Origin of the sequence: Streptomyces sp. TRM64462, assembly GCF_013362995.1 — a bacterium.
Classification (GTDB): domain Bacteria; phylum Actinomycetota; class Actinomycetes; order Streptomycetales; family Streptomycetaceae; genus Streptomyces.
On sequence record NZ_JABWDV010000244.1, the window covers coordinates 1 to 6071 of the forward strand.

7 protein-coding genes are annotated in these 6071 nt (G+C 71.6%); 5 read left to right on the top strand and 2 right to left on the bottom strand.

Translation table 11 applies throughout. The features are described from left to right. The coding region (locus HTZ82_RS11480) for a serine/threonine-protein kinase (protein ID WP_175409241.1) at positions 1-910 on the bottom strand (910 nt) is incomplete at its 3' end. A gap of 170 nt (positions 911-1080) precedes the next feature. Between HTZ82_RS11480 and HTZ82_RS11485 the strand changes: the two genes are divergently transcribed. The 5 genes from HTZ82_RS11485 to proC all read left to right on the top strand — a co-directional run bounded on the left by HTZ82_RS11485 (position 1081) and on the right by proC (position 4507). After that, on the top strand, positions 1081-1347 hold the full coding sequence (locus tag HTZ82_RS11485) for a peptidase (protein WP_175409242.1): 267 nt from the start codon (positions 1081-1083) through the stop codon (positions 1345-1347). 49 nt (positions 1348-1396) lie between these two features. Further along, positions 1397-1915: a hypothetical protein gene (locus HTZ82_RS11490; protein WP_309235422.1), complete on the top strand. Its 519-nt coding sequence runs from the start codon at positions 1397-1399 to the stop codon at positions 1913-1915. A gap of 90 nt (positions 1916-2005) precedes the next feature. After that, a complete protein-coding gene (locus tag HTZ82_RS11495; RefSeq protein ID WP_175409243.1) occupies positions 2006-2836 on the top strand; it encodes an ABC transporter ATP-binding protein in 831 nt (276 codons plus the stop codon). Next, entirely contained in the window at positions 2833-3570 is a 738-nt protein-coding gene (locus HTZ82_RS11500) for an ABC transporter permease (RefSeq protein WP_175409244.1), read from the top strand. Before HTZ82_RS11495 ends, HTZ82_RS11500 begins: the two co-directional genes overlap by 4 nt. Positions 3571-3697: 127 nt before the next feature. After that, positions 3698-4507 carry a pyrroline-5-carboxylate reductase gene (gene proC / locus HTZ82_RS11505; protein ID WP_175409245.1) on the top strand — a complete coding sequence of 270 codons (810 nt, stop codon included), beginning with the start codon at positions 3698-3700 and terminating at the stop codon, positions 4505-4507. An 82-nt stretch (positions 4508-4589) separates the two neighbouring features. On the opposite strand, the gene trpS is transcribed toward proC, so the two are convergent. Further along, a complete protein-coding gene (gene trpS / locus HTZ82_RS11510) occupies positions 4590-5594 on the bottom strand; it encodes a tryptophan--tRNA ligase (RefSeq protein WP_175409246.1) in 1005 nt (334 codons plus the stop codon). Between the last annotated feature and the right edge of the window lie 477 nt (positions 5595-6071).

The following is a 6071-nucleotide window of genomic DNA, read 5'->3' on the forward strand; positions in this document are numbered from 1 at the left end:
CCTCGGCCGCACCCGCCGCATCACCCGCCGCGCCCGCCACCACCACCCGCCGCTGCGCGGGCACACGTACAGGATCCGCGCCCCCCTCAGGCAGCCGAAGCGCCGTCATCAGCTCCTCGGGCGTCGGCCGCGCCGCCGGGTCCTTCGCCAGGCACCGCCGCAGCAGCGGCACCAGGTCCTCGGGCACGCCCGCCAGGTCCGGCTCGTTGTGCACCACCTGGTACGCCACGATGTACGGGCTGTTCGAGTCGAACGGCCCCCGCCCGGTCGCCGCGTGCACCAGCACCGCGCCCATCGCGAACACGTCCGCCGCCGGGCCCACGTCCCGCGGCCGCTGGAACTGCTCCGGCGCCATGAACGGCGGCGTACCGATGAGCTTGCCCGTCTCCGTACGCACCTCACCGTCCACCGGCCGCGAGATCCCGAAGTCGATGACCTTCGGCCCGTCCGCCGCCAGGAGCACATTGCTCGGCTTGAGATCCCGGTGGACGACCCCCGCCCGGTGGATGTCGCGCAGCGCCTCCGCGAGCCCGGCGCCCAGACCGCGCAGCTCCTCCGCACCCAGCGGCCCGTTCCGCTTCACACGCTCCGAGAGCGTCGGGCCCTCGATGAACAGCGTCGCCATCCACGGCCGCGCGGCCTCGGGATCGGCGTCCACGACCGGCGCCGTGAAGGCCCCGCTGACCCGCCGCGCCGCACTGACCTCCTGGCGGAAACGCGCCCTGAACTCGGGGTCCGCCGCATGCTCCCGGTGCACGACCTTCACGGCGAGGCGCAGCCCTGAGTCCGAGGTCGCCAGCCGGACGACCCCCATGCCGCCGGTCCCCAGGCTCTCCCCGAGCCGGTACCGCCCGGCGTACTCCGGATGCTCCGCTTCCGGTACGGGCCCGGTCCTGCGCAGCGGCGGCATCGTCCCACCCCCGTGTGTGCTCGCGTGTGATCGCGCGACGCACGGAGCCTAGTCGATGATGCGTGCGATGTCGGTGCGGCTTGTTAGCCTCCCCGACGAGGCATCCGCCAGGGGGCGGGCGCCGTCCCACGGGGACGGACGCGACACACGACACATGGGGGAGACACACAGTGGGGGAGACCTACTCGGTCAAGCGCTACCCGGTCGCACCGGGCGTGCGGCTCAACGTCCGCAGCGGACCGGGCACCGGCTACAGCATCGTGAAGGTGCTGCCGGAGGGCGTGAGCGTGCCCATCAACTGCCAGACGCCCGGCCAGACGGTCACGGGCCCGTACGGCACGTCGCACATCTGGGACAACATAGCCAACGGCCAGTACGTGTCGGACGCGTACGTGAGGACGGGCAGCGACGGGTACGTCGCCGCGCGCTGCGGCTGACGCACATCACAGGCGCGGGGCCCGGCCACGAGCGGGCACCCGGGGGATAATCGCCCCCGTGAACGACGCGACCGACCCCACGGCCACCGGCCCGCAGCCCGAACCCCTCCGCTTCTTCGGCACGACCTGGGTCGGCCACGACGGCGGGTACGGGCTGCGGCGCGCGGGCGTCGCCGCCGGCTCCCTCGCGGCGGCCGTGGCGGGCGCCTACGTGCTGCGCCTCGCCTACGAGGGCCTGGCCATCGCGCAGGTCGGCGGGTTCGTGAACGGCCTGGTGCTGATCATGTTCGCCGTCTGCACGGCCCTCGCGTTCCGCAAGACCTGGGAGGGCTTCACGCGCCGCCCCGCCGACCCCGCCCGCGAGGACGCCCTGCGCGGCCTGAAGGCGATCGGCTTCATCGGCTCCCTCCTCGCGTACTTCGTCCGCTCCCTCACCGAGGCGCCCGGCGAGAAGCTCCTGCGCGCCGAGTACGAGACGGCCCGCGCCCGCTACGAGAAGCGCCGCGGCGCCCGCACAGGTAATCCGGCAGCCCGCAAGAAGCGCCCGAAGCGCACCAAGCGCCCGTAACCCGCCGACACCGACACCGACACCGACACCGAGGCCGGGCGGCGCCCACACCCTTGACTCCCCTCACCTCCCACGCCCATTATTCATCACATGATGAATTCCTCGGGTGCCGCCATCAAAGCCCATGGCCTCACCGTCGTACGAGGAGGCCGCACCGTCCTGCGCGGACTCGACTTCTCCGTACCCCCCGGACAGATCACCGGCCTCCTCGGCCCCTCCGGCTGCGGCAAGACCACCCTGATGCGCGCCATCGTCGGCACCCAGGCCAAGGTCACCGGAACCCTGAACGTCCTCGGACACCCCGCGGGCGCCCCCGCCCTCCGCCCCCGCATCGGCTACGTCACCCAGGCCCCGTCCGTCTACGACGACCTGACCGTCCGGCAGAACCTCGCCTACTTCGCCGCCGTGCTCCAGCCCGGCCGCCGCCACCGCGACGCCCGCGCCGAAGCCGTCACGCGCGCCATCACCGACGTCGACCTCACCGACCACGCCGACGCGCTCGCCGGAAACCTCTCCGGCGGCCAGCGCAGCCGCGCGTCCCTCGCCGTCGCCCTCCTCGGCACCCCCGAGCTCCTCGTCCTCGACGAGCCGACCGTCGGCCTCGACCCCGTACTCCGCCGCGACCTGTGGGACCTCTTCCACCGCATCGCCGCCGACCGGGGCGCCACGCTCCTCATCTCCTCGCACGTCATGGACGAGGCCGAGCGCTGCCACCGCCTCCTCCTCATGCGCGAGGGCGAGATCCTCGCCGACGACACCCCCGAGGCCCTCCGCCGCCGCAACGACACCGCCACCGTCGAGGACGCCTTCCTCCACCTCGTCGACACCGCCAACGCCATGGCCGCCGCCGCGTCCACCCGCGACAACCCCCGTGACACCCCCAGCGACAACCTCTCCGACAACCCCCAGGACCAGCCATGAACGGCCCCCGCACCCTCGCCACCGCCGCCCGCGTCCTGCGCCAGCTCCGCCACGACCCGCGCACCATCGCACTCATGCTGCTGGTCCCGGTCCTGATGATCACCCTGCTCCGCTACGTCTTCGACGGCAGCCCACAGGTCTTCGACAACATCGGCGCCTCACTCCTCGGCATCTTCCCGCTGATCACCATGTTCCTGGTGACGTCCATCGCCACCCTGCGCGAACGCACCTCCGGCACCCTCGAACGGCTCCTCGCGATGCCCCTCGGCAAGGCCGACCTGATCGCCGGCTACGCCCTCGCCTTCGGCCTGCTCGCCATCGTCCAGTCCGCGCTCGCCACCGGCGTCGCCCTCTGGGTCCTCGGCCTCGACGTCGTGGGCTCGCCCTGGCTGCTGCTCCTCGTCGCCCTGCTCGACGCGCTCCTCGGCACCGCGCTCGGCCTGTTCGTCTCGGCGTTCGCCGCCTCCGAGTTCCAGGCCGTCCAGTTCATGCCGGCCGTGATCTTCCCGCAGCTCCTGCTCTGCGGCCTGTTCACACCACGCGACAAGATGCAGCCGGTCCTCGAAACGGTCTCCGACTTCCTGCCCATGTCGTACGCCGTCGACGGCATGAACCAGGTACTCCGCCACACCGACGTCACCGCCGACTTCGTACGCGACGCCCTGATCGTCGCCGCCTGCGCCCTGGCCGTCCTCGTCCTCGGTGCCGCCACCCTCCGCCGCCGCACGGCATAGGCCCACGGCCCACGGCCCAGGCGTACCGCCCTTCGGACAGCACCACCACGACACCGCCCACGGTGCGAGGATGTTGCCCTACACGGATGAGTAGTCCAAGCAGCGCAACGGCGAGGTGAGCAGAGCAATGACCCAGACAGTCGCGGTCCTCGGCACCGGCAAGATCGGCGAGGCGCTCCTCAGCGGCATGATCCGGGCCGGCTGGCCCACCACCCACCTGCTCGTCACCGCCCGCCGCCCCGAACGCGCCGAGGAACTCCGCGCCCGCTACGGCGTCGAGGCCGTCTCCAACGCCGACGCCGCCAAGCGCGCCGACACCCTCATCCTCGCCGTCAAGCCCCAGGACATGGGCAAGCTCCTCGACGAACTCGCCCACCACGTCACCCGTGACCGCCTCGTCGTCAGCGCGGCCGCCGGCATCACCACGGCGTTCATCGAGGAGCGCCTCGCCCCCGACACCCCCGTCGTCCGCGTCATGCCGAACACCCCGGTGCTCGTCGACGAGGGCATGTCCGTCATCTCAGCGGGCAGCCACGCCACCGGCGCCCACCTCGCGCACGCCGAGGAGATCTTCGGCGGCGTCGGCAAGACCCTCCGCGTCCCCGAGTCCCAGCAGGACGCCGCCACCGCGCTCTCCGGCTCGGGCCCCGCCTACTTCTACTTCCTCGTCGAGGCCATGACCGACGCCGGCATCCTCCTCGGCCTGCCCCGCGCCCAGGCCCACGACCTCATCGTGCAGGCCGCCATCGGCGCCGCCGTGATGCTCCGCGACAGCGGCGAACACCCCGTGAAGCTCCGCGAAGCCGTCACGTCCCCCGCCGGCACCACCATCAGCGCCATCCGCGAACTCGAGAACCACGGCGTACGGGCCGCCCTCATCGCCGCCCTGGAAGCCGCCCGCGACCGCAGCCGCGAACTGGCCTCCGGCAACGGCTGACCCCCCCGGCGGCCCCCGACCACAGCCCGTCCACCAGCCCGCGCGACCACAGGGCCGCCCTCCGACAGAGCGGCCCCACGGCTCAGCCCGCAGGCAACAGCCCAACGGCCTGATACGCCCGGTCCACCACAGGCCGCGCCACCGCCCGGGCCCGCGCGGCCCCGTCCCGCAGCACACCGTCCACGAACGCCGGATCCGCCACCAGCTCCGCATGCCGCTTCCGCAGCGGCCGCAACAGCTCGACCACCCCGTCGACGACATCCCGCTTCAGATCCCCGTACGAGGAATAGCCCCCCGCCAGCTCCGCCGGATCACACCCGTCCCCCCGACACGCGGCGAGCACCTCCAGCAGATTCGCGAGCCCCGGCCGCTCCTCCCGGTCGTACACGACATCGACCCCGCTGTCCGTGACCGCCCGCATCACCTTCCGCCGCACGACATCAGGCTCATCGAGCAGAAACACGACACCAGCGCCGCCGTCCCCCGACTTCCCCATCTTCGACGCCGGATCCTGGAGGTCCATCACCCGAGCGGCCACACCCGGATGGGTGGCTTTCGGCACGGTGAACGTGTGCCCGTACCGCTGGTTGAACCGCACGGCGAGATCCCGCGTCAGCTCCACATGCTGCGCCTGGTCGTCCCCCACCGGCACCTCGTCCGTGTCGTACGCCAGGATGTCCGCCGCCATCAGCACCGGATACGTCAGCAACGACAGCCGCACGCTCCCACCCCGCGCCCGCTCCTGCGCGGCCTTCTCCTTGTACTGGATCATCCGCCGCATCTCGCCGTCGGTCGCCGTGCACTCCAGCAGGTACGACAGCCGCGCGTGCTCATCCACATGGCTCTGTACGAAGAGCGTGCACCGCTCCGGATCCAGCCCCGCCGCCAGCAGCAGACTCGCCGCCTGCCGGCTCAGCCGCCGCACCCGCCCGGGATCGTGCTCCACGGTCAGCGCATGCAGATCCACCACGCTGAACAGCGCGTCCGCCCGGTACTGATCCACCTCGACCCACCGCCGCACGGCCCCGAGATAGTTGCCCAGCGTCAGGTGCCCGGTCGGCTTGACCCCACTGAAGATCCGCGTCACAACGCCTCTCCCTCTCTCTTCCACCTGGGACCACCGCTCTCCGCGGCCGCCCCCACCGGGAAGGAGGGGAAACGCGAACGGCCGCCGAGGCGGCGGCCGTTGTCTGCATACGTGTCAACGAGGCCGCCGTCAGGCGGCCCACCACTGAAGGGTGCACGCATGCGTTGTCATGCCTCCAGGCTACGGGACCGAGACCCAAGTTGACAGCGTGACCCGACATCCGTAGTGTTCTCCGAGTTGTCCGACGTGAGCGCCGACTCCGGTTGGTCCCCGGGCAGCCATTCCGTAAGAACCACTCTCAGCGAGCGACTCGCCGTCGCGCCGCTTTGTGCGCGCTTTTGCGGAATGAAGAATCCCTGTTCGAGAGAACGGGCCCGATTAGCGTCGGGCGGAAGGATTCGCTAAAGTTCACGGCGTCGGAACGGCCGCAGGGTCGTGAAGGCAAATCCCGCTGACTGGGAATCAGGCCCGAAAGGA

Excerpts from the sequence above, each read along its gene's own strand:
- proC (WP_175409245.1), top strand. The coding sequence starts at position 3,698 with ATGACCCAGACAGTCGCGGTCCTCGGCACCGGCAAGATCGGCGAGGCG.
- HTZ82_RS11495 (WP_175409243.1), top strand. The coding sequence starts at position 2,006 with ATGATGAATTCCTCGGGTGCCGCCATCAAAGCCCATGGCCTCACCGTC.
- HTZ82_RS11500 (WP_175409244.1), top strand. The coding sequence starts at position 2,833 with ATGAACGGCCCCCGCACCCTCGCCACCGCCGCCCGCGTCCTGCGCCAG.